Consider the following 24,404-nt stretch of genomic DNA (forward strand, 5'->3'; position numbering starts at 1 on the left):
GGCTACCTTACAGCCAATGGTGCTCGCGATACCACTTCACGCACTCGTTTACCCCGCGCTCGAGGCTGTATTGTGGTTCGAACCCCAGTTCGTTGCGGGCATCGCTGATGTCGCATATCCAGTTGCGTTGCTTCATGATGCGGAACTTGTCGCGGTTCAGCGTGCTGGTCTTGCCCAGGAGAGCGGCACCCTTTTCGGCAATGACCGAGACAATCCAGAGTCCGGCGATGGGAATCTTCACCGGTATCACCCAACGCTTGCCCAATGCCGCGGCTACGTACCGGCGGAATTGCGACGAGGTGTAGGCCCTCCCCTCGGAGAGGAAATAGCCTCGGCGCGTCACGCCCCGGTCGATGGCCTTGAAGATGGCCTGCACCAGATCCTTCACGTAGATGAAGGTGATGAGCTGCGGCTTGTATCCTACGATGAAGTCGAATCCGCACTTGATACTCTTCATCATCAGGTAGTAATCTTTTTCGTAGGGCCCGTATACTCCGGTGGGGCGCATCACCACGTAGGGGAAGCCCTCGAGCGATTGCAGGTGTCGCTCGGCCTTCAGCTTGCTCTGTCCGTAACGGGTATTGGGGTGGGGTGTGTCGGTGGGGCGTATGGGGGTGAAGCCTTTTTCGTCGCCCAACCCCCAGGCTCCCAGGCTGCTCATGAGGATAAACTGCCTGGGCACCATGTCGGTAGCGACGAGGGCCTCGGTGAAATTCTTGACAAACCCGTAGTTGATGCGGTCGAAGTCGTCGGGGTTCTTGCACTTGGTCACTCCCAGGTTGTGCACGATGTAGTCCCACTTGCCATATTCCCGTTTGTGCTCGCGCAACTGGTCGGCCAGTAGGTCGGGGTTACCGTAGTTGAAGTCGATGAAACGGATGGCCGGGTTCTTGAGGTGTTCGCGCGAAGTGGTCTTGCGCACCCCGGCCCAGGTTTCGTATCCCCGCGAGAGGGCCTCTTCTACGATGAATCCGCCGATGAATCCACCGGCGCCGGTAATCAGTATTCGGGTACTCATAATGCAATTTCGTTTGGCGGGTAAAAGTAATAAGAAACCGGCGAAGTAGGGCTGTCGAACTGCGATTTTGTGAAATATAGCCGATAAATTATTATAAAAAGTTTATAATGAGGGGAGATTAACAATCTTTCATTATCTTTGCCGGGTATATGAAAACAGATAGACACCTCTTGCTCCCTCGGTAAAATGGTTTCGGCCTTTCCCGGGGTTGTTTTCGTGTGTGGCGTTTGTCTGTAGAACTGCCTGAAAATAAAGACAAAAGTAGTATAATGAAACGGTACAAATTACTGAACAATGTGTTGGGATGGGTGGTCTTCGTCGTTGCGGCGATTACCTATATCCTGACTTTGGAGTCGACCGCCAGTTTTTGGGACTGCGGTGAATTTATAGCTTCGGGATATAAACTGGAAGTGGGTCACCCGCCGGGAAACCCCATCTTCATGTTGACGGCCCGCTTCTTTGCCAACTTTGCCTCTTCGCCCTCGGGGGTAGCCTACATGGTCAACCTCATGTCGGGATTGTTGAGTGCCGCCACCATCTTGCTGCTGTTCTGGACCATCACCCGTCTGGCACAGAAGGTTGTGCTGCGTGAGGGCGAGACCGTCGAGACCATGTCGATGGGTCAGATGATTGCTATCCTGGGTTGCGGCGTGGTAGGTGCTCTGGCCTATGCCTGGTCCGATACCTTCTGGTTCTCGGCCGTAGAGGGCGAGGTTTATGCCTACTCCTCTTTCTGTACGGCACTCGTATTCTGGCTGATTCTCAAATGGGAGAGCGTAGCCGACGAGCCGCACTCCAACCGCTACATCATACTCATCGCCTACATCATCGGCGTGTCGATTGCGGTGCACCTGCTCAACTTGCTGTGTATCCCTGCCATCGTGCTGGTTTATTACTACCGCAAGTTCAAGAATACCAACCTGAAGGGCTCCATCATTGCCCTGTTGCTCTCGTTTGTGCTCATCGTGCTGCTGCTCTACGGACTGGTTCCCGGTTTCGTCGAGGTGGCCAGCTGGGTCGAACTGCTCTTTGTCAATGTCTTCCACCTGCCTTTCAACAGCGGTGTGGTATTCTACTTCTTCCTGATTGTAGGGGTTATCGCTTGGGCCATCTACGAGACTTACGCCCAGCGCAGCGAGAAGTTGATGAAGATTTCGTTCTTCATCAGTATCGTGCTGGTAGGTATCCCCTTCATCGGCGACGGTTATGTGATTGGCATCATCCTCTCGCTGGCCCTGGCCTACTACCTCTTCTTCATGCGCAAGCGTCCGTCGGTAGTGACCATGAACACGATTCTGCTCTCGTTGTTCGTCATCTTCATCGGTTACTCGTCGTATGCCTTGATTATGATACGTTCGACGGCCAACACGCCCATGGATCAGAACTCGCCCGAAGACATCTTCAGCCTCTCGGGTTACCTCAACCGCGAGCAGTATGGCGACCGTCCGCTCTTCTACGGGCAGACCTTCCCCGCCGAGGTGTTGCGCGATGCCAACGGTACGGCCGTGTCGACCCAGGGGAAACCCATCTGGAAGAAGAAACTGAAATCGTCGCCCGACGATCCCGACCGCTACATCATCACCGGGCACGACGAACACTACAAATACGAACCCGAGTTGTGCATGCTCTTCCCCCGCATGTACAGCGACAAGGCCGAACATATATCGGCTTATAAGGAGTGGACCAACTTCAAGGGCCGCCCCGTACAGGTGAAGACTCCCGACGGTACCAAGACGGTGATGAAGCCCACCTTCGGCGAAAACCTCGCCTTCTTCCTCGACTACCAGCTCAACTACATGTACTGGCGTTATTTCATGTGGAACTTCGCCGGCCGTCAGAACGATATTCAGGGCCACGGCGAAGTGCAGAACGGTAACTGGATAAGCGGCTTCAACTTCATCGACAAGCACATTGCCGGCGACCAGACCAACCTGCCCGACGACCTGAAGAACAATGCCGGCCGCAACGTTTTCTACATGATGCCGTTGTTGCTCGGTCTCATCGGTCTCTTCTTCCAGGCCTTCTCGGGCAAGAAGGGTATCGAGAGCTTCTGGGTCACCTTCTTCCTCTTCTTCATGACGGGTATCGCCATTGTCATCTACCTCAACCAGACGCCTTACCAGCCGCGTGAGCGCGACTACGCCTATGCCGGTTCGTTCTACGCGTTTGCCATCTGGATCGGGTTGGGTGTCGCCGCCATCTGGCGTGGCCTCAACTACCTGGCCAAGACGACCGACGAGCAGCCCAAGTCGACGGCGACTGCCGTGGTGGCTTTGCTCCTGTGCTTGTGTGTGCCCTTGCAGATGGTGAGCCAGACGTGGGACGACCACGACCGTTCGGGCCGCTATGTCTGCCGCGACTTCGGTATGAACTACCTCTCGAGTGTCGACGAGAACGCCATTCTCTTCACCAACGGCGATAACGATACCTTCCCCTTGTGGTATGTACAGGAGGTCGAGGGCTATCGCACCGATGTGCGGGTGTGCAACCTCTCGTATCTGCAGACCGACTGGTACATCGACCAGATGAAGCGTCCGGCCTACGAATCGGCAGCACTGCCCATCTCGGCCGACGAGTCGAAGTATGCCTATGACGTGCGTTCCTACAACTACGTAATCAACCGTCTGGCCGACTCGATTACGGTACGCAACGCACTCGACTATCTCTATAGCGATGAGTCGTGGACCAAGGATGTGCCGGGATACGGTGCCCTCAACCACCTGCCCACCAACCAGCTCTATATACCGGTCGATGCTAATGCCGTGGTGGCTTCGGGTACGGTAGCTCCCGCATTGAAGGACAGCATCGTTTCGCGCATCGTGCCCGACTTCTCCAACAAGCGGGGATTCACCATGAGCGAAATCGCCTCGCTCGACATCATCAACACCAATGCCGAGCAGGGCTGGAAACGCCCCGTCTATTTTGCCGTGACGGTGGGTAACAGCTACTACCTGGGTCTCGAGGACTACTTCTCGCGTACCGGTCTGGCCTATCAGGTGGTACCTTTGAAAGGGGTCAACAACAACATCAATACCGACAAGATGTACGACAATATGGTCAACCGCTTCCGCTGGGGCGGTATCGACCAGGTGACGAAAGAGCATCCGCTCTATCTCGACGAGAACGTGCGCCGCATGTGCAATACCATCCGTATGATGTTTGCCGACCTGGTAGAGCAGCTTATCAAGGAGGGCAAGAACGAAAAGGCCCTGACGGCTCTGAACCTTATCATGGAGAAGATTCCGGGCTGGCAGGTAACTCACGACCTTACGTCGCTGTCGTTCGGTCAGTCCTACCTCGAACTGGGCGAAACGGCCAAGGGCGAGGCTCTGCTCAACGAGATTCTTGAAAACTCGGCCGGCTACCTCAACTGGTACAAAGACCTCACTCCGGGTCAGCTCCGCTCCATCCGCAACGATTACGAGAAGCATGTCTACATCGTTCATGCCATCAACGAGCTGAGTACAGCCTACGGACTTACCGATTTGCAAAACAAGATTGCATCGCGTTTTGCCGTTCGGGAGTAATCGAATATAATCCTTTACGGGAGAGTGTCGGGGAGCTTGTTTCGCCGATTCTCTCCCGATTTTTTTCGTTAGATATATCATTTATGTTTATAGAGCAACCCCCGTTTTTTTATCGGATGCTGTTCCCCGAGGCCATCTGGCGCATCCCGGGCGATCGGAAGACCGTCTACCTGACATTCGACGACGGTCCTATTCCCCAGGTTACGCCGTGGGTGCTCGATGTCCTCGACTACTATTCGGTAAAGGCGACTTTCTTTTGTGTGGGCGAAAATGTGGCTCGCAATCCCAACCTCTTCCAGGAGTTGAGGCACAGGGGGCACCAGGTGGGCAACCACACGATGAATCACATACAGGGCATGTCGACCCCGCCCGAGAAATATGTGCGCAACGTGCTCAATGCCCACGACCTGATTCAGAGCCAACTCTTCCGTCCGCCCCACGGACACATGCTCCCCGGGCAGGCCAACCTGTTGAAAAAAGATTTCAGCATCATCATGTGGGATGTGGTGACTCGCGATTATAGCAACAAGCTCACAGGCGAACAGGTGTTTGGCAACGTGAAGCGCTATGCCCGCAACGGCTCCATCATTGTGTTTCACGACTCGATCAAGGCCGAGCGCAACCTGCACTATGCCTTGCCCCGAACCATAAACTGGCTGCGCGAAAATGGATTCATCTTCCGCACCCTTTGAGTGGCGAGAGCAGATTCGTAGCGAAGCCCTTCGGTTGGGTTTCGATGCGTGTGGCTTCGCTCGGGTCGACGAGGTAGAGCCCCGGGCCCGCGAGGCTTATCGCCGTTGGCTGGACGAGGGCAGGCAGGCCCAGATGGACTATCTGGGCAACTACCTCGACTTGCGCGATCATCCGGCCCTTCTCTACCCGGGAGCCCGCACCATCGTATGCGTGGCGCTCAACTACTATCCGGCCCGTTTCCAGCCGCAGGAGCATCCTCAGTTTGCCTACTATGCCTATGGCCGCGATTACCACGAGGTGATGCGCGACAAGCTGCGGCAGCTCGCCGCTTTCGTGGCCCCTCTCTCGGGCGATGCCGGGCGGGTGTGTTGCGATACCGCCCCTGTGCGCGAACGCTATTGGGCCGTGCAGGCCGGTCTGGGATTTATCGGCAGGAATGCCCAGTTGATTATCCCCGGTAAGGGCTCTTACTTCTTTCTGGGCGAGTTGCTTACGACACTCGCCTTGCCCCCCGACAAACCCTTGTCCAACCGCTGCGGCGACTGCTTGCTCTGCCGGGAGCATTGCCCTGTGGGGGCGCTCGATGAGCCGGGGCAGGTCGATGCCCGCCGCTGCATTTCGTGCCAGACCATCGAGAACCGCGGCGAGATACCGCCCGCGGTGGCTGACCGGATGGGCAACCGGGTCTATGGCTGCGACACCTGCCAGCAGTGCTGTCCCTGGAATCGGGCGGCTACTCCTTCGACGCACCCCGAGTTCGCCCCCTCGGACGAACTGCTCGCTCTCGACGCCGCCCGTTTCGAGGCGTTGACTCCCGACGATTTCAACCGCATATTCCGCCATTCGGCCGTGCGCCGGGCCAAGTATGCGGGGCTCATGCGCAACTTTGCCGTGTGGAAGAAAAACCGTAAATCGTGACGAATCGGCACAAAACGATACCATCGTACCCCCTTCACACCGATAGCCGGCTCTATCCTGTTCCCTTTTGAAATACATCCCTTGAGTGAGGGTAAAAAGAAACGAGGGCCCCACACCGATGTGTGGAACCCTCGCTATGCGGTTCGAAAGATTTTGGCTTTCGAGTGAGATTACTTCAGCAAGCTGTCGGGGTCGAGGTTGTTGTGCTCGATGTCGAGGAAGTATTTGTAGGTACCCACTTTCAGCTCGGCCGTAGCGGCATCGTCGCATACGATGATGCTCTTGGGGTGCATTTGCAGAGCCGTGATGGTCCACATTTGCGAAACGCCGCCCTCTACGCCCTGTTGCAAGGCACGGGCCTTGTTGTGGCCGTTGACAATGATGAGTACGTTGCGGGCAGCCATGACGGTGCCTACACCCACGGTGAGCGCCGTTTTGGGCACGAGGTTGGTATCGCCGCCGAAGAAGCGCGAGTTGGCGATGATGGTGTCTTGCGTCAGGGTTTTCACACGTGTGCGCGAGGTAAGCGACGAACCCGGTTCGTTGAAGGCGATGTGGCCGTCGGGGCCTACGCCGCCCAGGAAGAGTTCGATACCGCCGTAGGAGGCGATTTTAGCCTCGTAGCGGGCACACTCCTCTTCGGGGTTGGCAGCGTTGCCGTTGAGGATATTGACGTTCTCGGGACGGATGTCGATGTGCGAGAAGAAGTTGCTCCACATGAAAGTGTGGTAGCTCTGCTCGTGATCTTCGGGCAGGTTGCAATATTCGTCCATGTTGAAGGTAACGACGTTGCGGAACGACACGATACCTTTCTTGTTCAACTCGATGAGGTGTTTGTACATGCCCAGCGGCGACGAGCCGGTGGGGAGGCCCAGTACGAAAGGCTTCTCTTCGGTAGGGTTGAATTTATTGATGCACGATGCCACATAGTTAGCGGCCCAACGCGAAACTGCATCATAGGTTGGTTCGATAATCAGTCTCATGATTTTATAGATTTTTATGGATTTTAGCTTTCCCCAAAAGTAATCATTTTTTGGCAAGTATCGACCGGCGGGTGAAAATTTTGTGTATTTTTCTAAAAATCGAATATACTTCCATCATTTTTCACCTTTTTTGTGTGGAAAAAATGTAAAGGAATCATTAAGTTTGTAACTCAAAAATACTATCGCGATGAAAACAAATCTTAGTTCTCAAATTAAACTGGACCGTATACCCAAACGGTATTACGATCCTGACGGTGAGTTGGAACTCGCGGCTCTGACGCGGGAAGAAAAGGTCTATACCAAAATCTTCGAAGGTTCCGACGAAGGTTCGGTATATGTGGCTCACGACATTGCCGAGTTGATTCAGAAATGCAAGGCCGAACATCGCCATTGCGTTCTCGCTTTGGGTTCGGGTGCAGCCACTCACTCGGTCTATGCCGAACTGGTGCGCATGTATCAGGCCGGAGAAATCAGCTTCTCGAATGTAATCGTGTTCAACATCGGTGAATACTATCCCTTGGCCGAAGGTGCTCCCGGTACCATGAGCCTCTTGAAAGAGCTTTTGCTCGACAAGGTGAATATCGACCCCGAGAATATCCATACGCCCAGCAAGATGGTTTCGAAAGAAGATCTCTTCGCATACTGCAAGAAATACGAGGAAGAGATCGAAGCCTGCGGCGGTATAGACCTGGCTCTGTGCGAAATCGGTGCCGTGGGTAATCTCGCCTTCAACGAACCGGGTTCGCAGCTCAACTCGTCGTGCCGTCTCATGTTGCTCGGTAGCGATGCCCGTCACGTGGCTTCGTCGCAATTCAATTCGAACGAGAATGTTCCCCGCTGTGCCATCACGCTGGGTATCTCGAACCTCATGTCGGCCCGTCGTATCATCTGCGTGGCCTGGGGTGAAAATCGCGCCAACATCGTGAAACGCACCATCGAGGGCGAAGTGACCGACCTCATTCCCTCTTCCTTCCTGCAGACCCATCGTCGTGCCAAAGTGGTGCTCGACCTTTCGGCTGCCGAGGCTTTGACGCGCATCAGCCGTCCGTGGCTCGTAACGTCGTGCGAATGGGACGAGAAACTCATCCGTCGGGCCATTGTTTGGCTCTGCAAGGTGACGGGTAAACCCATCTTGAAACTGACCGACAAAGACTACAACGACAACGGCTTGAGCGAACTCGTTGCCCTCTACGGTTCGGCCTACAACGTAAACATCCGCATCTTCAACTCGCTGCAACATACCATTACCGGTTGGCCCGGTGGTAAACCCAATGCCGACGACACTTTCCGTCCCGAGCGTGCTACTCCGTATCCCAAACGGGTTATCGTATTCAGCCCGCACCCCGACGACGATGTGATCTCGATGGGTGGTACCCTCAAACGTCTTGCCGTACAGAAACACGATGTACACGTGGCTTACGAGACTTCGGGCAACATTGCCGTAGGCGACGAAGATATGATGCGTTACATCATGCTTATCGACAACATCGCCAAGAAGTTCAAGTTCGATACCCCCGAGCTTCTGAAAGAGAGCAGCGAAATCCACAAATTCATCGAGCAGAAGAAAGACGGTGAGTCCGATACGCCCGATATTCGCTTTATCAAGACAATGATTCGTCGGGGCGAGGCTCGTACCGCCTGCAAATACATCGGCATCAAGCCCGAGAATGTTCACTTCCTGAACCTCCCCTTCTACGAGACGGGTACCATTAAGAAAGGCGATTTGACCGAAGCCGATATTCAGATTGTAAAAGACCTGATTGAGTCGGTTAAACCGCACCAGATTTTCGTAGCCGGCGACTTGGCCGACCCGCACGGAACTCACAAGGTTTGCCTCGATGCCGTTCTGGCCGCTATCGACGAAATCAAGGACGAAGAGTGGATGAAAGATTGCCGCATCTGGATGTATCGTGGTGCCTGGGCCGAATGGGAAATCGACCACATCGAAATGGCTGTGCCCCTGAGCCCCGAAGAGCTGCGTCAGAAACGTAACTCGATTCTCAAACACCAGTCGCAGATGGAGAGCGCTCCCTTCCTGGGCGACGACGAGCGTCTGTTCTGGCAACGTGCCGAGGATCGTAACAAAGCTACGGCCGACCTCTACGCCAGCCTCGGTCTGGCTTCGTACGAGGCCATCGAAGCCTTTGTAGAATATCATCCCATACGATAATCCGTAACCTGTATAGAGGGGCTGTATCGGCGTGATGCAGCCCCTTTTCTTTAAATAAGAAGAGACAACAAGAGGCAATACTTGTTTCGGGGACTGTTGCACAATGCCCCGGGGGGACTGTAAGAACCGGGGACCCTTCGTTTGCAAAGATCATACACACATACCTCATGTAAATATACCTATGAAACCACACCGAATTATCCTGATACGTCATGGCGAATGCTATGCCAATACCGACGAAAGCCAGTTTGCCACCGAACCCGACTACACGATAGAGCTGACTCCCCGAGGTCTCGAGCAGGCTCGTGAGGCAGGTGAAGCCCTGAAGGCGTTGGTTGGTGACGAACCGCTCTATTTCTATGTGTCGCCCTTCTGGCGCACCCGTTCTACCTTTGAGCAGGTGGCCCGGGCCTTTCCCCGTCGTCAGTTCGACTACAACGAGGAGCCCCGCCTCAGAGAGCAGGAGTGGGGCTACCTGCGCACCTATGCCGAGCTGAAGCGGTTGAAAGAGGAGCGTCGCCGCTACGGCACGTTTTACTACCGGTTTCCGGGCGGCGAGGCCGGCACCGATGTCTACGACCGCATCAACGACCTGCTGGGGTCGCTGCATCGCGATTTCCGCAGCCCCGACTTCCCGCCCAACTGTGTACTCATCACCCACTCGCTGGCCATACGCCTCTTTGTGATGCGGTGGTTTCACCTCACGGTCGAGGAGTTTGAAGAGATGGCTTCGCCCCGGAATGGCGACTTGGTGATACTCGAGTATGACGATGCCGCTCAGGAATACCGGCTGACGACTCCGCTCGCCCGGAATTCCGACACGGTGTTCCGTCGGCGGCCCATCCGGTTGCCCGACGAGTAATCGGAATCGGTGCGACGAAAAAGATCGTTTCCAGCTCTCGCGTTATAAACACAATACCCCCGAGGCGCGGGTGGCCTCGAGGGTATCGGTTATAATCGCATTCGACGGTTTAATTATACATATTCGGCCCAGTTGGTAAGAGCCATATCGCCCGATTTCAGGAACTCGTTGTGGAATCCGAAGGCGGCCTTCAGGTTGTGAGGCGTGTGGCCTTTGCCCAGTTTCAGGTAGTCCCACAACAGCTCTTTGTACATGGGGTGAACGCAGTTCTCGATGATGGTGTGAGCGCGTTGGATGGGCGATTTGCCGCGGAGGTCGGCTACGCCCTGCTCGGTGATGAGCACCTGTACCGAGTGTTCGCTGTGGTCGAGGTGCGAAACCATGGGTACGATGGCGCTGATTTTGCCACCTTTGGCAATCGAGGGGCAGGTGAATATCGAGAGGTAGGCATTGCGGGTGAAGTCGGCCGAGCCGCCGATGCCGTTCATCATCTTGGTACCGGTTACGTGGGTCGAGTTCACGTTGCCGAAGATGTCGGCCTCGAGGGCGGTGTTCATGGTGATGAGGCCCAGTCGGCGTACGATTTCGGGGTGATTCGATATTTCGCCCGGTCGCATGATGATTTTGTCGTGGAAGAAGTCGATGTTGCTGAACACCTCGTCTTGTTTGCCGTCGCTTATCGTCATGGAGCAGCAGCTGGCAAATTTGCATTTACCCTCTTTCATCAGGTCGATAACGGCATCTTGTATCACCTCGGTATACATTTCGAAGGCGGGGATGTCGGGGTTGGAGCCCAGACTGCCCAGCACGGCGTTGGCGATGTTGCCTACACCCGATTGCAGCGGCAGGAATTGGGGCGGGATGAGGCCGGCTTTCAACTGGCTTACGAGGAAGTCGCACACGTTGTTTCCGATCTTCATGGTGGTCTCGTCGGCCGGGGTGAAGGGTTTCACGCCGTCGAGCTTGTCGCTTTCGACGATGCCCACGATTTTCTTCGGGTCTACTTTAATGATAGGAGCACCGATACGGTCGCTGGGTTTGTAGATGGGAATCTCGCGACGGTAGGGCGGGTCGAGCGGTTGGTAAATGTCGTGCATGCCCCGCAGCTCTTTGGGGTCGTGGTGGTTCAGTTCGATGATGATTTTATCGGCCAGCGCGCAGAAGGTGGGAGTAGCACCCACACCGTTGCCCAGCAGGATTTCTCCGTTGGGGGTTACCTCGGTAGCTTCGACGATGGCCACGTTTACCTTGCCCAGAAATCCGTAACGCAGGTTTTGCGCCAGGTGCGAGAGGTGCATGTCGAAGTAGGCAATCTCGTTGGAGTTGACGGCTGCACGGGTATCTTTGTGCGACTGGTAGGGTGTACGGCTTCTGATGGCTTTTGCACGGGTGAGGGCGCCGTCTACGTAGTCGCTGGTCGAGGCACCGGTGTAGACGCCAATCTGGAAGGGGCGTCCGGCTGCATGTTCGGCCTCGGCCCGTTGGGCGATGGCGACAGGGACTACTTTGGGGGTACCTGCTGCAGTAAAGCCACTAAATCCTACATTATCGTTGTGGTGAACGAATTGAGCCGCTTCTTCGGCGGTAATAAAATTAAATGCCATATCTATGATAAATTTTGTTGTTTTTGAGATATTTCAAGGTTAAGGTGTTTCTCGGTTTCAGTATTTTCTATTCAGTATTTCTGCAGCGATGACCGCTTTTCGCCAATCTATATCGCTTATATCTATTGATTCAGTCTCTGCTTCGGATTCCTGTACCGGTACGGTTTGTGTCACGGGTCGGGCAGATGTTTGCGGACGGGCGAGCGCCGATTTTCCCTCCTCCTCGGGTGTCAGTATCGTTGCTGCCGGTTCGGGTTTTGGGACGGTCGCAGCCGGCTGTTCTGCAGGTCGAGGCTGTGGTCGCCATTCGGTTTGAGGTTCTCTTCGCTCCAGGGGCTGCACCTGAGGGCGGCGAGACGGTTGCGGCTGCGCTCTTCGGGGAGCTCGGGGGATATATTCATCGGCCTCGTGAGCCTTTCGCTCCTCCTCTTCGTGAGCTCGGCGCAGCTCTGCGAAAATTTCGTCCAGGGTAAGTGGTGTGGAAGCATCTCGACTCTCTTCCTGCTCTTCTCGCTGAGGGGCCTGAGTGGAGGCTTCGGGAAAGATGGTTCGACCAGGTTGTCTTCCCGGTTGATTTTTAGAGCTTTGTTGCTTTTTGGAACCAACGGAATTGATGGCAAGAATGACCAACCCGATGATTATAGCGACGATTATCTCTGAAAAATCCATCTCTTTTTACTATTTTTGTCCTCAAATATAGAGTTTTATTGAGAATCTTCCAAATTTTGGAGCTCTATAAAATAACTAAGAGCTGTTTCTCAACAACTCTTAGCCGATTTAACCTAAACCTTAACTATGAAAAAATTTCATGTAATGTGATTGCAAAGAAAATAATTATTTTTTAAAAAACAAATTTTAGAAAAGAAAATATTACTTTTTTGTCGATTTTGTTGATAAATTAAAATTGAATGAAGAATAAAACGGATAGAATGAAAAATATGGAAGCGACTGAACCCCCCGTTGGGCAGCCGGTTGCAGAGAAGAAACTCTTTATCGAAACTTATGGTTGCCAGATGAATGTGGCCGACAGCGAGGTGGTGGCTTCGATCATGCAGATGGCTGGTTACACCTTGTGCGATAATATCGAGGATGCCGATGCCATTTTCGTCAATACCTGCTCCATTCGCGACAATGCCGAGCAGAAGGTGCTCTCGCGTCTGGCCTACTTCCAGTCGTTGCGCAAGCATCACAAGCATTTGGTGGTAGGGGTGTTGGGCTGCATGGCCGAGCGGGTGCGCGAGCAACTCATTGCCGAGAACGGCGTCGATTTGGTGGCTGGTCCCGATTCGTACCTCGACTTGCCCAATCTGGTAGGGGCTGCCGAACATGGCGAGAAGGCGGTGAACGTAGAGCTCTCGACTACCGAGACCTATCGCGAGGTGATTCCCTCGCGCATCGGGTTGAACCGCATTTCGGGTTTTATCTCCATCATGCGGGGGTGCAACAACTTTTGCTCCTATTGTATTGTACCCTATACCCGCGGGCGGGAGCGCAGCCGTGAGCCCGAGAGCATTCTGGGCGAACTGGCCGACCTCAAGGCCAAGGGCTTCAAGGAGGTGACGCTGCTGGGGCAGAATGTCAACTCGTATCGCTACGAGCGGGCCGACGGCACGGTGGTCGATTTTCCCGCCCTGCTGGCTCTGGTGGCCCAGGCTGCCGGCGAGATGCGGGTACGCTTCACCACGTCGCACCCCAAGGACATGAGCGACGAGACCCTCCACGTCATCGCCGCCTGGCCCAACCTGTGCCACCACATACACCTGCCGGTACAGTCGGGCAGTAACCGCATTCTGAAACTGATGAACCGCAAGTATACCCGCGAATGGTATCTCGACCGCATTGCCGCCATCCGTCGCATCTTGCCCGATTGCGGCATCACGACCGACATGTTCAGCGGCTTCCACTCCGAAACCGAAGAGGATTTCGAAGAGACCCTCTCGCTCATGCGCGAGGTAGGATTCGACTCGTCGTTCCTCTTCAAATACTCCGAGCGTCCCGGTACGTATGCCTCGAAGCATCTGCCCGACGATGTACCCGAGGAGGTGAAGATTGCCCGCCTGCAACGCATGATCGACTTGCAGAACGAGCTCTCGCTCGAGAGCAACCGCCGCGACATCGGCCACGAGTTCGAAGTGCTGGTCGAGGGTTTCTCGAAGCGTTCGCGCGAACAGCTCTTCGGCCGCACCTCGCAAAACAAGGTGGTGGTCTTCGACAAGGGCAACCACCGTATCGGCCAGTTGGTGCGGGTACGGGTGACCGACGCCTCGTCGGCTACCCTGCTGGGCGAAGCGTTGGACTAAACTCCCGAGTGTCTTATGGAAAAAGTGGTTAAAGATAAACTGTGGACACCCAGCTTCTGTGTGGTGGTGGCCGGGAACTTCCTGCTCTTTTTTGCCTTCTACCTGCTGTTGCCGGTATTGCCCATGTATTTGAGCGAGGCCTTTGCCGCCAGCCGTTCCACGGCCGGTTTCATACTCTCGTCTTATACCATCACTGCCCTGATGATACGCCCCTTTGCCGGGTATATGGTCGACACCTTTCCCCGCAAGCCGCTGCTGCTCATCTGCTATTTTGTCTTTTTGCTCTTCTTCGGCGGCTATCTGCTGGCCGGCACGCTGCTCCTGTTTGCCATCATTCGGGCCGGGCACGGGGTCGCATTCGGTCTGCTCACCGTCTCGAACAGTACGGTGGCTATCGATGTGATGCCCTCGTCGCGACGGGGCGAAGGCATAGGCTACTACGGGGTGAGCAACAATCTGGCCATGGCTGTCGGACCCACACTTTCACTTTATATACACGATGCTTATGCCAACTTCGACTATATCTTTTTGCTCTCGATGGTATCGGCTACTATCGGACTGATTGCCGTTTCGACCATCAAGATGCCCTACCGGCGCGACCCGGTACCCGAGAAGCCGCCCATCTCGCTCGACCGGTTTCTGCTGCTGAGGGGTATGCCCGAAGCGGTTACGCTCATCTTCTATTCGTTCAGCTACGGGGTGCTGTCGACCTATCTGGCTGTCTATGGCAAGGAGGAGCTGGATATCGAGTCGGGGGCCGGGTTTTTCTTCATTCTGCTGGCTATCGGCCTTATCCTGTCGAGGCTCGCCTCGGGGCAATGGCTCAATCGCGGTTTCGTTACCCGCAACATTTTCGTGGGCATGTTGCTGTCGCTGCTCGGTTACCTCATCTTCGTAGGGGTGCGTAACGAGTGGGGCTACTACGGTGCGGCGGTGGTGCTGGGTTTGGGTTACGGCTGCATCTGTCCGGCTTATCAGACGATGTTTATCAATCTGGCTCCCAATAATCAGCGGGGTACAGCCAACTCGACCTACCTCACAGCCTGGGACTTGGGGGTAGGGCTGGGGGTCCTTATCGGCGGACAGATTGCCGACCTCACCAATTATGCTACGGTCTATGCTACCGCTTGTGTGCTCTGCACGATAGGATACCTGCTCTTCCGGTTCAAGACGGCAGCCCATTTCGAAAAATATAAGTTGCGATAGAAAATGTTAAAATATGTGAATAAAAAGAGCAATTTCGCCCAGATAGACTTTATTTTGCATAAAATTTGGGCTAATAATATCCTTTTGTTTTCTGGTTCGTTAAAAGAAAGGGGTAGGAACGTCGAAATAGGTGTCTAACAGAGGCGTAAAATCCTCACAGAACAAAAGGCTTGATTTGGTAAAAAAGAGAGATATGAACAACAAGGCTTCTTTCAGCAAACGGATTTCTTTTCTGAATGCTCGAATGACTTCGACATTAAGCGTGTCGCTGGTCCTTTTCATCTTGGGGATTATGGTCTTGATGGGCTTTTTGGCCAACAATCTCTCCCGTCATGTCAAGGAGAATATAGGCTTCTCGATTGTCCTCAACGAGTCGGCCGGCGAACAACAGGTGCACCAGTTGCAACGCATGCTCGAGCGGGCCGACTATGTGAAGGCTGCCCAGTACATCTCGAAAGAGGATGCCCTGAAGGAGGTGATGATCGAGTTGGGCGAAAATCCCGAAGATGTGTTGGGGGTCAATCCCTTGCAATCGTCGATCGAGGTCAAGCTCAAAGCGGACTATGCCAATACCGACAGTCTTGCCGTTATTGAAAAAGGCCTTCGCGACCAGGTAATCGTGAGCGACATCCTCTATCAGAAAGACCTCATTCAGTCGGTCAACGACAACATGAGCCGCATCGGCCTCATCTTGCTGGCGTTGGCCATTGTGCTGATGATTATATCGTTTGCCCTGATTAGCAATACCATCCGGTTGGGTGCCTACTCCAAGCGATTCCTCATTCACACGATGAAGCTGGTAGGTGCTACCCCGGCCTTCATACGGAGGCCATTTATTGTCTCCAATGTCATCAACGGCATTGTGGCCTCGGTCATTGCCATGCTGCTCCTCTCGGGGTGTGTCTATTACCTCATGTCCGAGATGGAAAACTTCACGACACTTGTGTCGGTACCCATGATGCTGCTGGTATTCCTCACCGTGCTGGTGCTGGGTATTATCCTGTCGGCCGTCTCGGCCTATTGGGCCGTGAACCGTTATATCCGCATGGATAGAGACGACTTGTATTATGTGTGATAAAAAAACAGTATAACCATATGAAATCTCAAGAAAAGAAATCGGCACCGGTGCTTTCCGACACGGAGCAAAAGGCCTCGTTTGCTCTGGGAAAAGCCAATATTAAGCTCATTGCCATATCGTTTGCCGTGATTGTAGTCGGCTTCCTGCTGATGCTGGGGCCCGGTACTACCCCCGAGGCATATAACCCCGACATCTTCAGTTTTCGTCGCATTGTGCTGGCCCCCGGCATAGCCTTCGTGGGGTTTGTCTTCATGGTCTATGCAATCATGCACAACTCTAAAAAGAGACAATAAGGCAGTTTGATATTTCTGTTTAAATTTTCAAGAAAGTGGATTTTTTAGAAACGATTATTATCGCCATTGTAGAGGGACTGACCGAGTTTTTACCCGTTTCCTCTACGGGGCACATGATTATTACACAGAGTGTTCTGGGTGTAGAAAGTACTCCCTTTGTAAGGGCATTTACGGTCATTATACAGTTCGGTGCTATCTTGTCGGTGGTATGTCTCTATTGGAAACGGTTTTTCCGGCTCAATCGCACTCCGCTCCCGGGCAATCCCTCGGCCTTGCGGCGTTTCCTGCACACCTACGATTTTTACTGGAAGTTGCTGGTGGCATTCATCCCCGCTGCCATATTCGGTTTGCTCTTGGGCGACTGGATTGATACCCTGCTCGAAAACGTGGTAGTCGTTGCCGTCATGCTGGTTATTGGCGGTATCTTCATGCTCTTCTGCGACCGGATATTCAACAAGGGCAGCGACAACACCGAGCTTACCGAGAAACGAGCATTTTACATAGGATTGTTCCAATGTATCGCCATGATACCGGGTGTATCGCGTTCGATGGCGACCATCGTGGGCGGTATGGCACAGAAACTTTCGCGCAAGGCGGCAGCCGAGTTCTCGTTCTTTCTGGCTGTTCCCACCATGTTTGCGGCAATGGCATACAAGATGCTGAAGCTGTTTTCAGAACCTGAAGGAGCCGATTTGATTATGAACAACATGGGTACTTTGTTGTTGGGCAACGTAGTTGCCTTTGTGGTAGCCTTGCTGGCCATCAAGTTTTTCATCGGTTTCGTTACCCGCTATGGATTCAAGGCCTTCGGGTGGTATCGTATAATAGTGGGTGGTGTGATTCTCGTCATGTTGTTGACGGGACATAACTTAACGATTATGTAATGTGTAATGGATTTTAACGAAGGCGAAATCATATATATCGACAAACCGCTGCATTGGACCTCGTTCGATGTCGTCAAGCGAATCCGTTTGCGAATCTTGCGCAGGCTCAAGCAGAAGAAACTGAAAGTGGGTCATGCCGGTACACTCGACCCCCTGGCTACGGGAGTGATGATTGTCTGCACCGGGCGGGCCACGAAACGCATCGAGGAGTTTCAGTATCATACCAAAGAGTATATCGCCACCTTGCAGTTGGGTGCGACTACCCCCTCGTTCGATCTGGAGACCGAAATCGATGCACACTACCCGCACGAGCACATCACCCGCGAGAGCGTAGAGCGAACATTACCGCGTTTTGTCGGTTCCATTATGCAGGTGCCTCCCTCCTATTCGGCTTGTAAAATCGAGGGTCGCCGTGCCTACGACATGGCGCGCAAGGGGCAGGAGGTAGAGCTTAAACCCAAGGAGCTGGTGATCGACGAAATCGAGCTGCTCTCCTGCGAATTGCCCATTATCCGGATACGGGTCGTTTGCAGCAAAGGGACTTACATACGGGCTTTGGCCCGTGACATCGGGGTGGCCCTCGGCAGTGGTGCCCATCTGGTGGGGCTCGTGCGTACACGGGTAGGCGATGTGACGCTTGCCGATTGCCTGTCGGTCGACGAGGTGGCCCGGATGATTGACGAGGCCCCCTTGACAACCTCCGAAGAAGATAAAAACGAAGAAAGTAATAACGAACAAATATGAAACTGTCCCAATTCAAATTTAAATTGCCCGAAGCGCAAATCGCTCAATACCCGGCAAAAAACCGGGACGAGTCCCGGTTGATGGTCATCGACCGGAAAACGGGAAAGATTGAACACCGCATCTTCAAAGAGATTATCGACTATTTCGAAGAGAAAGATGTGTTTGTATTCAACGACACCAAAGTCTTTCCTGCACGCCTCTATGGCAATAAAGAAAAAACCGGTGCCAAAATCGAGGTATTCCTTCTGCGCGAGCTCAACGAAGAGAATCGCCTGTGGGACGTTCTGGTAGAGCCGGCCCGTAAGATACGTATCGGCAACAAACTCTATTTCGGCGACGACGACTCGATGGTGGCCGAGGTAATCGACAATACCACCTCGCGCGGCCGTACGTTGCGATTTCTCTACGACGGCTCGCACGACGAGTTCAAAGAGGCCCTCTACAAACTGGGCGAGATGCCTTTGCCGGCCTATATCACCCGTCCGGTCGAGGAGCTCGATGCCGAGCGCTATCAAAATATCTTTGCCCGTCACGAAGGGGCCGTGGTTACTCCCGCTGCCGGGCTCCACTTCAGCCGTGAGCTGTTGAAGCGCATGGAGATCAAGGGCATCGACTACGGCTTCCTCACCCTCCATTCGGGCCTGGGTAACTTCCGTGAAATCGATGTCGAAGACCTTACCAAGCACAAAATGGACTCGGAGCAGCTGATTGTGACCCCCGAGCTCGTCGAGCTCGTCAACCACGCCAAGGATGGCGGCCACAAGGTGTGCGCCGTGGGTACCTCGGTGATGCGGGGTATCGAGAGTGCGGTCAGCACCGGCGGCCACATGAAGACCTACGACGGCTGGACCAACAAGTTCATCTTCCCGCCCTACGACTTTACGGTAGCCACCAGTCTGGTGACCAACTTCCACATGCCGCTTTCGACCATGCTGATGATGGTAGCGGCATTCGGCGGATATGAAATTGTCCTCGAGGCCTACGATGCTGCCCTCAAGGAGGGGTATCGTTTCGGTGCCTATGGCGACGCCATGCTCATTCTGTAATTGGTAAGATATCAGGGACGCTCTTGTCCCGGAAGATACAGAGAACCTTGTTGCACCTTGGGGACAAACGGTGCGGCAAGGTTCTCTCTCTTATAGAGAGATTACTATCTCGCCTTTTTTATTATGTTGCTGGAATAGATAACAATTTGGTTGGTTCGATTGGATATCCGATTGAACAATGGAATAGATGCCTTTTTTGCTGTTTTATAGCAGTATAGTTTCCATATGGGAGTTGGTATAGGCCTCTATTCGTTGCTGGTTTCAGGAAACTTTTTTCTATTCTGGTTTTCAAAAGTTTCCCGAAAAAGGAAACTTTTGTCTCGAAATTTGTTGTTTGGTTATCGCGAATTTGTGTAACTTTGTACCCGCATTCCGGTTCGGCCCCGTTGTACGATGGTGTCGATAAAAAGGGAATCGGGTGAGAATCCCGAGCAGTCCCGCTGCTGTAATTCCTGTGAAAGTCCCGTGACACGAGCCACTGACGAGAATCTGTTTCTGTAATGTCGGGAAGGCGTCATCGGGGCAGGGAAGAGCCAGAAGACCTGCCGGAGTGAGAGAGAAGCAAAAGGACGTTCGAGGAGACGTCCGCAGTATCCAACCCTAAACAACTTATCAACATGGATTATGCAGGCATTACCATTGCCAAGCGCGATGGTGCCCAAGAGAGTTTCTCGATTGCCAAAATCGAGCGGGCTATTGCCAAGGCCTATCGGGCCGATGGTATCGACGACGAAACTGCGGTGAAACAGATTGCCGGCGAGGTGGCCGCCGCCATCGACAAGAGCGAGATTTCGGTCGAGGAGATTCAAGATCTGGTCGAGCGCCATCTGATGCGGCGCAACCCTTCGGTGGCCAAGCGCTTCATCATCTATCGCGAGTGGCGCACCAAGGAGCGCGAGAAACGCACCTCGATGAAGCAGGTGATGGACGGCATCGTGGCTGTCGAGAAGAACGACGTGAACCTGAGCAACGCCAACATGTCGTCGCATACGCCGGCCGGGCAGATGATGACCTTCGCCTCGGAGGTGACCAAGGATTACGCCTACAAGTATCTGGTGGGGGTGCGCTACGGGCGGGCGCACCGCGAGGGCGACATTCACATTCACGACCTCGACTACTATCCCACCAAGACGACTACCTGCGTGCAGTACGACCTGGAGGATATTTTCAACCGCGGTTTCCATACCAAAAACGGAACCGTGCGCACGCCTCAGTCGATACAGAGCTACGCCACGCTGGCCACTATCGTGTTCCAGACCAACCAGAACGAGCAGCACGGCGGGCAGGCCATCCCGGCTTTCGACCACTTCATGGCACCGGGGGTGCTGAAGAGTTTCCGCAAACATCTCGAGACGGCCATCGACTTCATCTTGCGCCTGCATGGCGAGAGCGACCATCCGTCGCTGCGAGAGGCGATAGCCGACTCGGTCGCCTCGATAGCCGATACGGAGGTGCAACAGGCTGCACTGGCCGACCGCCTGCAGACTCTGGGCCTGACTCTCTCGGCCAATGAGTTGCGCACCGCCTGGACACAAAGCTACGAGACTACCCGCAAGGATACCCACCAAGCCATGGAGGGGTTGGTGCACAACCTCAACACCATGCACTCGCGGGGTGGCAACCAGGTGGTTTTCAGTTCGATAAACTACGGTACCGATACCTCGCCCGAGGGGCGCATGGTCATACGCGAGCTGCTCTCGGCTACAACCGAGGGGTTGGGCCACGGCGAGGTGCCGGTCTTCCCGATACAGATTTTCAAGGTGAAGAATGGGGTATCGTACAGCGACGAGGATTATGCTGCGGCGATGGCCGACTTCGAGGGGGCGATGGCGGGACGTATCCCATTCAAGGCGCCCAACTTCGACCTGCTGCTCGAGTCGTGCCGGACCACGGCCACTTCGCTCTTTCCCAATTTCGTATTTCTCGATACCGACTACAACCGGAACGAACTTTGGCGGGCCGACGACCCCGACCGCTTCCGCTACGAGGTGGCCACGATGGGTTGCCGTACCCGGGTATTTGAAAACCTGCACGGTGCGAAGAGTTCGTGGGGGCGGGGCAACCTCTCCTTTACCTCGATGAATATGCCGCGCCTGGCCATCGAGGCGCGTCGCGAGGCCGAAGAGCTGCACCCCGACGGCGACAAGCACGCCATCCGCCGCGAGGCCCGTATCCTCTTTCTCGAGAAGGTGCGCACCACCGCCTCGATGATTGCCGAGCAGTTGCACGAGCGGTACGAATACCAGCGCAAGGCTCTCGCCCGTCAGTTCCCTTTCATGATGGGTAACGACGTGTGGAAGGGTGGCGGACGGCTGAATCCCGACGATGAGGTGGGCGACGTAATCAATAGCGGTACGCTGGGCATCGGTTTTATCGGCGGCCACAATGCCATGTGTGCCATCTACGGCGAGGGGCATGCCCGCAACGAGGAGGCCTGGCAGACGCTCTACGATGCCGTGATGGTGATGAACAACGTGGTCGAGGAGTACAAGAGCCGCTATGGGCTCAACTACTCGGTACTGGCCACGCCGGCCGAGGGTCTCTCGGGTCGCTTCACCCGTCTGGACCGCAAGCGCTACGGGGTTATCCCCGGCGTGACCGACCGCGACTACTACGTCAACTCGTTCCACATCGACGTGAAGGAGCCGGTGACCATCGTCGAGAAGATTCGTAAGGAGGCCCCCTTCCACGCCATTACGCGGGGCGGACACATCACCTATGTCGAGCTCGACGGCGAGGCGAAGAAGAATGTATCGGTCATCTTGAAAATCGTGAAGGTGATGCACGACGAGGGCATCGGTTACGGTTCGATAAACCACCCGGTCGATACCTGCCGTGCGTGCGGCTACCGGGGTGTCATCTATACGCAATGCCCGGTGTGCAAGAGCGAGAACATCTCGCGCATGCGTCGCATTACCGGCTACCTTACCGGCAGCCTCGAGTCGTGGAACTCGGCCAAGCAGGCCGAAGAGCGCGACCGGGTAAAACACAAGTAAATGGAAACACTGCACCTGATCAATGTCTACCCCGAGACCATCTCCGACGGTTTCGGGGTACGCTATTCCATCTATCTGGCCGGCTGTACGCACCATTGCCGGGGGTGCCACAATGCCGGCAGCTGGAATCCCCGGGCGGGCGAGCCGCTCACCGAGGCTTTGCTCAATCGCATCATCGCCGAAATCAGGTCCAATCCGTTGCTCGACGGCATTACCCTCTCGGGGGGCGACCCCTTTTACAATCCGCCGGCCCTGCTGGCTCTGTTGCGGCGCCTCAAGGCCGAGACGGGATTGAATATCTGGTGTTATACGGGCTATACCTACGAGGTGCTGTTGGACGATGAGGCCCGGCGACCTTGCCTCGAGTATATCGACACGCTGGTCGACGGCCCCTTCGTGCAGTCGCTCTTCGATCCCACGCTACCCTTCAGGGGCAGCAGCAACCAGCGCATTCTGCACCTGTCGCAGGGGCAGAAAACAGAATGAGGCAATTCAGTGTTTACACGGCTCGGTAGTAATCTTGCAGGAGGCAGCGGGCTATGAAATCCCAATTATCGGCCACGAGCTGCGGGTTGCCGTCGGCAAAGCAGGCATCGGGCAGCAAGCCGTGCGAGCAGAGGTAGAGCAGCAGGTCTACGGGGCAACGTCCCGGCACGGTGAGCAGCGATATGGCCCCTTTGCGAGCCTCCTCGGGGTTGTACCAGGGGTTGGCCGGGTCGGCTATGTATTGGGCAATATCCGAGGCCACCAGCATCCCTTTATAGGGAGTTACGTAGAGGACGAAATTCTTTTTGTGAGCCAGGTGCGACAGGTGTCCGCCTTCGGTCTCGCCCCATTGCATCCCTTCGGTGAGGAAGCGGTCGAGCTCGGCATACGAGCCGATATACTTCACGGGGCTGCCGCCCGTCGATTGGGTGAACTGCTGGTAATAGGGGTGCAGCTCTTTCTGCTCTTCGAGCTCTTCGGGCAGGGTGTGTTGCCACAACAGCGACACCCATTCGTGAGCAAAGAGGGCCAGCGGTCCGGCCGGCAGGGTGTAGAGCGACTCGCGGCGCAGTTTTTCGAGTCGGTTCAGTTTCTCTTTGTCGGTGTGATTCGGTTTGCTGTGCACCTCGTGCAGCAGTTGGCGGGCCAGTGAGCGGTTCGACGGTCCCAGCAGGAACGATTCCCAAAAGAGCCATTCGGCAAAGCGGTACCGCGCCTCGGGGTCGGAGGTATCGTTCAGTTCGGGTTGGCAAAACTCTTGCAGCAACGGCGAGTCGGGTGCCGTTTCGTATTCGCTCTCAAGCAGATTGTAGATGGGGTCGGCCGTGGCGATGAGGTCGGCATCGAGAGGCGACAGCACCTCGTGTTCGTTGCCGTAGGCAGCCGACAGATACCACAGCAGCACCCGCACGTCGTCGCGGTTCACCTCGCCTTCGTAGTAGGCTTCGGGGGTAAAGAAGGGCAGTGTACGCCCGTAGAAAGCCTGGTGCTGGGCCACGAATGCCGCCCACAGCCCGGTGCCCGACAGGATGTCGGCAAAGTAGCCCACGAGGTCGCAGCAGATTGATTTTACCGCGCCGTCGCTCCAGCGCGTCTTCAGCGGCGATTGTTTTATCTCGTCGTACAGCCGGTTGGCCAGTCGCGTGTAGTAGCGGTCGCTGTCAGTGGTGGGGGTATAGGGCTGCCGCGCCAGCCATTGTTGCAGGGTGATGTTCATGTGGTCGTCTTTTAGAGGGTGATACAAAGGCAGGCAGACCGGGTAGCGGCCCGCCTGCAAGTCGATTAAGCCTCGCCGCCGGGAGCCATGAAGGGAGGCATGCCTCCGCCCCGTTGTTGCGGGTCGTTCATCTGGATGGGACCGAACTGGGATTCATATTTGCGGATGTTGTCCTGCAGGGCGAAGAGCAGCCGTTTGGCATGCTCGGCCGTGAGGATGATGCGCGATTTCACCGGTGCTTTGGGAGCGCCCGGAGTTACCCGGATAAAGTCGATGACAAACTCCGACGGAGCGTGCGAAATGATGGCCAGGTTGGAGTAGGTACCTTCGGCTACGGCAGCCGATAACTCTATTTGAATCTCTTTTTTCTCTTCCATGAT

The 24,404-nt window shown here is 54.9% G+C and carries 20 protein-coding genes and 1 riboswitch; of the genes, 14 read left to right on the plus strand and 6 right to left on the minus strand.

Annotated features, from left to right (window positions below; genetic code table 11):
* Positions 1-7: 7 nt before the first annotated feature.
* Positions 8-1,018, minus strand: a complete 1,011-nt coding sequence (locus tag B5F38_RS03395; protein WP_087407921.1) for an NAD(P)-dependent oxidoreductase — start codon at positions 1,016-1,018, stop codon at positions 8-10.
* Positions 1,019-1,287: 269 nt separating this feature from the next.
* Between B5F38_RS03395 and B5F38_RS03400 the strand changes: the two genes are divergently transcribed.
* The 3 genes from B5F38_RS03400 to queG all read left to right on the plus strand — a co-directional run bounded on the left by B5F38_RS03400 (position 1,288) and on the right by queG (position 6,156).
* A complete protein-coding gene (locus B5F38_RS03400) occupies positions 1,288-4,545 on the plus strand; it encodes a DUF2723 domain-containing protein (protein ID WP_087407922.1) in 3,258 nt (1,085 codons plus the stop codon).
* An 83-nt stretch (positions 4,546-4,628) separates the two neighbouring features.
* The gene (locus B5F38_RS03405; protein ID WP_087407923.1) at positions 4,629-5,237 is read left to right on the plus strand and encodes a polysaccharide deacetylase family protein; all 609 of its coding nucleotides are present in this window, start codon (positions 4,629-4,631) and stop codon (positions 5,235-5,237) included.
* A complete protein-coding gene (gene queG / locus B5F38_RS03410) occupies positions 5,212-6,156 on the plus strand; it encodes a tRNA epoxyqueuosine(34) reductase QueG (RefSeq protein ID WP_087407924.1) in 945 nt (314 codons plus the stop codon). Before B5F38_RS03405 ends, queG begins: the two co-directional genes overlap by 26 nt.
* Positions 6,157-6,326: 170 nt before the next feature.
* Here queG and nagB read toward each other — a convergent pair whose 3' ends face one another.
* Positions 6,327-7,139, minus strand: coding sequence for a glucosamine-6-phosphate deaminase (gene nagB / locus B5F38_RS03415; protein WP_087407925.1), 813 nt, complete (start codon positions 7,137-7,139; stop codon positions 6,327-6,329).
* Between the two features lie 187 nt (positions 7,140-7,326).
* On the opposite strand from nagB, the gene B5F38_RS03420 reads away from it, so the two are divergent.
* Positions 7,327-9,309 carry a glucosamine-6-phosphate deaminase gene (locus B5F38_RS03420; protein WP_087407926.1) on the plus strand — a complete coding sequence of 661 codons (1,983 nt, stop codon included), beginning with the start codon at positions 7,327-7,329 and terminating at the stop codon, positions 9,307-9,309.
* A 181-nt stretch (positions 9,310-9,490) separates the two neighbouring features.
* Positions 9,491-10,171, plus strand: a complete 681-nt coding sequence (locus B5F38_RS03425; protein ID WP_087407927.1) for a phosphoglycerate mutase family protein — start codon at positions 9,491-9,493, stop codon at positions 10,169-10,171.
* Between the two features lie 113 nt (positions 10,172-10,284).
* Here B5F38_RS03425 and B5F38_RS03430 read toward each other — a convergent pair whose 3' ends face one another.
* Positions 10,285-11,775: an acetyl-CoA hydrolase/transferase family protein gene (locus B5F38_RS03430; protein WP_087407928.1), complete on the minus strand. Its 1,491-nt coding sequence runs from the start codon at positions 11,773-11,775 to the stop codon at positions 10,285-10,287.
* Between the two features lie 230 nt (positions 11,776-12,005).
* Positions 12,006-12,176, minus strand: coding sequence for a hypothetical protein (locus tag B5F38_RS14320; RefSeq protein WP_158096835.1), 171 nt, complete (start codon positions 12,174-12,176; stop codon positions 12,006-12,008).
* Positions 12,177-12,713: 537 nt separating this feature from the next.
* Here B5F38_RS14320 and miaB point away from each other — a divergent pair.
* The 9 genes from miaB to nrdG all read left to right on the plus strand — a co-directional run bounded on the left by miaB (position 12,714) and on the right by nrdG (position 22,808).
* A complete protein-coding gene (gene miaB / locus B5F38_RS03440) occupies positions 12,714-14,075 on the plus strand; it encodes a tRNA (N6-isopentenyl adenosine(37)-C2)-methylthiotransferase MiaB (RefSeq protein ID WP_241147796.1) in 1,362 nt (453 codons plus the stop codon).
* A gap of 15 nt (positions 14,076-14,090) precedes the next feature.
* A complete protein-coding gene (locus B5F38_RS03445; RefSeq protein WP_087407931.1) occupies positions 14,091-15,281 on the plus strand; it encodes an MFS transporter in 1,191 nt (396 codons plus the stop codon).
* A 244-nt stretch (positions 15,282-15,525) separates the two neighbouring features.
* Positions 15,526-16,356, plus strand: a complete 831-nt coding sequence (locus tag B5F38_RS03450) for a permease-like cell division protein FtsX (RefSeq protein WP_241147797.1) — start codon at positions 15,526-15,528, stop codon at positions 16,354-16,356.
* Between the two features lie 20 nt (positions 16,357-16,376).
* Entirely contained in the window at positions 16,377-16,652 is a 276-nt protein-coding gene (locus B5F38_RS03455) for a DUF3098 domain-containing protein (RefSeq protein WP_087407933.1), read from the plus strand.
* Between the two features lie 35 nt (positions 16,653-16,687).
* Positions 16,688-17,536 carry an undecaprenyl-diphosphate phosphatase gene (locus B5F38_RS03460; RefSeq protein ID WP_087407934.1) on the plus strand — a complete coding sequence of 283 codons (849 nt, stop codon included), beginning with the start codon at positions 16,688-16,690 and terminating at the stop codon, positions 17,534-17,536.
* A gap of 6 nt (positions 17,537-17,542) precedes the next feature.
* Positions 17,543-18,280, plus strand: a complete 738-nt coding sequence (gene truB, locus B5F38_RS03465) for a tRNA pseudouridine(55) synthase TruB (protein ID WP_087407935.1) — start codon at positions 17,543-17,545, stop codon at positions 18,278-18,280.
* Positions 18,277-19,326 carry a tRNA preQ1(34) S-adenosylmethionine ribosyltransferase-isomerase QueA gene (queA, locus tag B5F38_RS03470; protein ID WP_087407936.1) on the plus strand — a complete coding sequence of 350 codons (1,050 nt, stop codon included), beginning with the start codon at positions 18,277-18,279 and terminating at the stop codon, positions 19,324-19,326. The genes truB and queA overlap by 4 nt, the downstream gene beginning before the upstream one ends.
* 356 nt (positions 19,327-19,682) lie before the next feature.
* Positions 19,683-19,891: riboswitch (cobalamin riboswitch) on the plus strand.
* 52 nt (positions 19,892-19,943) lie between these two features.
* Positions 19,944-22,322 carry an anaerobic ribonucleoside triphosphate reductase gene (locus B5F38_RS03475; protein ID WP_087407937.1) on the plus strand — a complete coding sequence of 793 codons (2,379 nt, stop codon included), beginning with the start codon at positions 19,944-19,946 and terminating at the stop codon, positions 22,320-22,322.
* Positions 22,323-22,808, plus strand: coding sequence for an anaerobic ribonucleoside-triphosphate reductase activating protein (gene nrdG, locus B5F38_RS03480; protein ID WP_087407938.1), 486 nt, complete (start codon positions 22,323-22,325; stop codon positions 22,806-22,808).
* Between the two features lie 13 nt (positions 22,809-22,821).
* Here the strand turns inward: nrdG and B5F38_RS03485 are convergent, their stop codons facing one another.
* Together B5F38_RS03485 and B5F38_RS03490 are read right to left on the minus strand one after the other, a co-directional pair.
* On the minus strand, positions 22,822-24,024 hold the full coding sequence (locus tag B5F38_RS03485; protein ID WP_087407939.1) for a DUF3843 family protein: 1,203 nt from the start codon (positions 24,022-24,024) through the stop codon (positions 22,822-22,824).
* A gap of 65 nt (positions 24,025-24,089) precedes the next feature.
* Entirely contained in the window at positions 24,090-24,401 is a 312-nt protein-coding gene (locus B5F38_RS03490; protein WP_087407940.1) for a DUF3467 domain-containing protein, read from the minus strand.
* Positions 24,402-24,404: the final 3 nt, after the last annotated feature.

Source organism: Barnesiella sp. An22 (assembly GCF_002159975.1).
GTDB classification, from domain to species: Bacteria; Bacteroidota; Bacteroidia; order Bacteroidales; family Barnesiellaceae; genus Barnesiella; species Barnesiella merdigallinarum.

Bases quoted from the DNA above. Each gene is read 5' to 3' on its own strand.
- B5F38_RS03455 (WP_087407933.1), top strand. From the start codon at position 16,377: ATGAAATCTCAAGAAAAGAAATCGGCACCGGTGCTTTCCGACACGGAG.
- B5F38_RS03395 (WP_087407921.1), bottom strand. From the start codon at position 1,018: ATGAGTACCCGAATACTGATTACCGGCGCCGGTGGATTCATCGGCGGA.
- miaB (WP_241147796.1), top strand. From the start codon at position 12,714: ATGGAAGCGACTGAACCCCCCGTTGGGCAGCCGGTTGCAGAGAAGAAA.
- B5F38_RS03425 (WP_087407927.1), top strand. From the start codon at position 9,491: ATGAAACCACACCGAATTATCCTGATACGTCATGGCGAATGCTATGCC.
- B5F38_RS03490 (WP_087407940.1), bottom strand. From the start codon at position 24,401: ATGGAAGAGAAAAAAGAGATTCAAATAGAGTTATCGGCTGCCGTAGCC.
- B5F38_RS14320 (WP_158096835.1), bottom strand. From the start codon at position 12,176: ATGAATATATCCCCCGAGCTCCCCGAAGAGCGCAGCCGCAACCGTCTC.
- B5F38_RS03405 (WP_087407923.1), top strand. From the start codon at position 4,629: ATGTTTATAGAGCAACCCCCGTTTTTTTATCGGATGCTGTTCCCCGAG.
- nagB (WP_087407925.1), bottom strand. From the start codon at position 7,139: ATGAGACTGATTATCGAACCAACCTATGATGCAGTTTCGCGTTGGGCC.
- B5F38_RS03400 (WP_087407922.1), top strand. From the start codon at position 1,288: ATGAAACGGTACAAATTACTGAACAATGTGTTGGGATGGGTGGTCTTC.
- B5F38_RS03445 (WP_087407931.1), top strand. From the start codon at position 14,091: ATGGAAAAAGTGGTTAAAGATAAACTGTGGACACCCAGCTTCTGTGTG.
- B5F38_RS03450 (WP_241147797.1), top strand. From the start codon at position 15,526: ATGACTTCGACATTAAGCGTGTCGCTGGTCCTTTTCATCTTGGGGATT.
- B5F38_RS03485 (WP_087407939.1), bottom strand. From the start codon at position 24,024: ATGAACATCACCCTGCAACAATGGCTGGCGCGGCAGCCCTATACCCCC.
- queA (WP_087407936.1), top strand. From the start codon at position 18,277: ATGAAACTGTCCCAATTCAAATTTAAATTGCCCGAAGCGCAAATCGCT.
- B5F38_RS03420 (WP_087407926.1), top strand. From the start codon at position 7,327: ATGAAAACAAATCTTAGTTCTCAAATTAAACTGGACCGTATACCCAAA.
- nrdG (WP_087407938.1), top strand. From the start codon at position 22,323: ATGGAAACACTGCACCTGATCAATGTCTACCCCGAGACCATCTCCGAC.
- queG (WP_087407924.1), top strand. From the start codon at position 5,212: ATGGATTCATCTTCCGCACCCTTTGAGTGGCGAGAGCAGATTCGTAGC.
- B5F38_RS03430 (WP_087407928.1), bottom strand. From the start codon at position 11,775: ATGGCATTTAATTTTATTACCGCCGAAGAAGCGGCTCAATTCGTTCAC.
- truB (WP_087407935.1), top strand. From the start codon at position 17,543: ATGGATTTTAACGAAGGCGAAATCATATATATCGACAAACCGCTGCAT.
- B5F38_RS03475 (WP_087407937.1), top strand. From the start codon at position 19,944: ATGGATTATGCAGGCATTACCATTGCCAAGCGCGATGGTGCCCAAGAG.